General features: G+C 52.3%; 2 rRNA genes. Both read left to right on the forward strand.

What is annotated here, in order from left to right:
* The first annotated feature begins 68 nt into the window (after positions 1–68).
* Positions 69–2,933 (forward strand): 23S ribosomal RNA (locus DDT91_RS20320).
* A 116-nt stretch (positions 2,934–3,049) separates the two neighbouring features.
* Positions 3,050–3,136, forward strand: a 5S ribosomal RNA gene (gene rrf / locus DDT91_RS20325); the annotation flags it as partial.

Here is a 3,136-nt window from a genome sequence, read left to right on the forward strand (position 1 = left end):
AGAAGTTCATTGACATATTGAAGTAGAGACTGTAACAATGGTTCACATGCGAATGTGGACGAAAGTAGAAGTAAGTGAATAAGGGCGCACGGGGGATGCCTAGGCTCTCAGAGGCGAGGAAGGACGTGATAAGCTGCGAAAAGCTACGGGGATTGGCCAATGCGAGTTGATCCGTAGATATCCGAATGGGGCAACCCAGTCTTTAAGACTATCTCGAAAGAGAAGCGAACGTGGGGAACTGAAACATCTAAGTACCCATAGGAGGAGAAAATAACAATGATTCCGTGAGTAGTGGCGAGCGAAAGCGGAGGAGCCCAAACCGGTTATGTTACGGCATGACCGGGGTTGTAGGACCTGCATAATAAGAAGACAATTGACTGGAACGGCATGGGAAGGCCGATCACAGAGGGTGAGAATCCCGTACAGGAAGGTTGTTTATTTGGCGGGTATCCTGAGTAGGGCGGGACCGGAGGAATCCCGTTTGAAACTGCCGGCACCATCCGGTAAGGCTAAATACTCCTGAGAGACCGATAGTGGACTAGTACCGTGAGGGAAAGGTGAAAAGTACTCCGAATAGGAGGGTGAAATAGAACCTGAAACCGTGCGCTTACAAGCGGTCGGAGCCACGCGATGTGGTGACGGCGTGCCTTTTGCATAATGAGCCTACGAGTTACTCCTCTCCGGCAAGGGTAAGGTATTAAGTACTGTACCCGGAGCGAAAGCGAGTCTGAAAGGGCGTTTGAGTCGGAGGGGGTAGACGCGAAACTTAGTGATCTACCCATGGCCAGGTTGAAGGTTGGGTAAAACCAACTGGAGGACCGAACTGATAAGCGTTGAAAAGCTTCCGGATGAGCTGTGGGTAGGGGTGAAAGGCTAATCAAACTGAGAAATAGCTCGTACTCCCCGAAATGTTTTTAGGAACAGCGTCGGGAATTGTATGACGGAGGTAGAGCTACCGATAGGACTAGGGGGAGTCAAATCCTACCAAATCCTGACGAACTCCGAATGCCGTCATACAGAACCGGCAGTGAGGGCTGGGGTGCTAAGGTCCCAGTCCGAGAGGGAAAGAACCCAGACCTTCCGCTAAGGTCCCCAAATCTAGATTAAGTTGAACAAAGGTGGTCCAGTTGCAGAGACAGCCAGGAGGTTAGCTTGGAAGCAGCTATTCCTTTAAAGAGTGCGTAACAGCTCACTGGTCGAGCGACAGGGCGTCGATAATAATCGGGCATCAAATCTAGTACCGAAGCGAAGGATTGCAGCAATGCAGTGGTAGGGGAGCATTCCAACGGCGGCGAAGGTATCCTGTAAGGGGTGCTGGAGCTTTTGGAAAAGCAAATGTAGGCATAAGTAACGATAAGGCGGGCGAGAAACCCGCCCACCGTAAGACCCAGGTTTCCTGATCAACGTTAATCGGATCAGGGTTAGTCGGGGCCTAAGGCGAACCCGAGAGGGGTAGTCGATGGACAATGGGTTAATATTCCCATACTATTCATACAGGTGACGGAGTGACGGAGTGATGAAAGATCCGCCCGGTGACGGAATACCGGGTTAAAGCGGGTAGGTATTGGGGCTATAGTTAAATGCGTAGCCCTAGCCGAACGTGACAGTACCGAGCGTCTTCGGACAATCGGATAGTGATCCTAAGGGCTTCCAAGAAAAACTTCTAGCGTTAAGCGTATGAGTACCCGTACCGCAAACCGACACAGGTGGTCGAGGAGAGAATCCTAAGGTGCTCGAGTGAATCATGGCTAAGGAACTCGGCAAAATGGCCCTGTAACTTCGGGAGAAGGGGCGCCCCTGTCACAGGGGGCCGCAGTGAAGAGGCCCAGGCGACTGTTTAACAAAAACACATGGCTTTGCGAAGTTTCAAGACTAAGTATAAGGCCTGACACCTGCCCGGTGCTGGAAGGTTAAGAGGGGATGTTAGCGCAAGCGACGCATTGAATCGAAGCCCCAGTAAACGGCGGCCGTAACTATAACGGTCCTAAGGTAGCGAAATTCCTTGTCGGGTAAGTTCCGACCTGCACGAATGGTGTAACGATCTGGGCGCTGTCTCAGCCATGAGCTCGGTGAAATTGTAGTCACGGTGAAGATGCCGTGTACCCGCAACGGGACGGAAAGACCCCATGCACCTTTACTGCAGCTTAGCATTGGTACTGGGCAAACGATGTGTAGGATAGGTGGGAGACAGTGAAGCGGGCACGCCAGTGTCTGTGGAGTCGCCGTTGAAATACCACCCTTTGTTTGCTTGGTATCTAACCCCTGTAGGGGGACATTGCTTGGTGGGTAGTTTGACTGGGGTGGTCGCCTCCAAAAGGATAACGGAGGCTTCCAAAGGTTCCCTCAGTACGCTTGGTAACCGTACGAGGAGTGCAATAGCATAAGGGAGCTTGACTGTAAGGCCGACAAGCCGAGCAGGGTGGAAACACGGGTATAGTGATCCGGCGGTTCTGAATGGAAGGGCCGTCGCTCAAAGGATAAAAGGTACGCTGGGGATAACAGGCTGATCTCCCCCAAGAGCTCATATCGACGGGGAGGTTTGGCACCTCGATGTCGGCTCGTCACATCCTGGGGCTGGAGAAGGTCCCAAGGGTTCGGCTGTTCGCCGATTAAAGTGGCACGCGAGCTGGGTTCAGAACGTCGTGAGACAGTTCGGTCCCTATCTGTTGCGGGCGTGGGAAGTTTGCGAGGACCTGACCTTAGTACGAGAGGACCGGGTTGGACTGACCGCTGGTGTACCGGTTGTGGTGCCAACTGCACTGCCGGGTAGCTACGTCGGGAAGAGATAAGCGCTGAAAGCATCTAAGTGCGAAACTCCCCTCAAGATGAGACTTCCATATAGGGCCGTCAGAGACGATGACGTTGATAGGCTGCAGGTGTAAAGTCAGCAATGGCATAGCTGAGCAGTACTAATTGCCCGAAAGCTTACCTACGGATTGTTACAGTTTCTACGAAATATGTTAAAAAAGGCCTGAAGTCGATAGACCGAAGACCGAAGAACACATGATATTAGATGCAGACTGATCACCGGTCACTGCATACTTACAAATTAGGCGGCCTAGCGCAGGGGTCCCACCTCTTCCCATCCCGAACAGAGAAGTTAAGCCCTGCAGCGCCGATGGTACTGGGGTTACTC

The sequence above is a fragment of the Algoriphagus sp. AK58 genome (genome assembly GCF_014324365.1).
Taxonomy (GTDB): Bacteria; Bacteroidota; Bacteroidia; order Cytophagales; family Cyclobacteriaceae; genus Algoriphagus.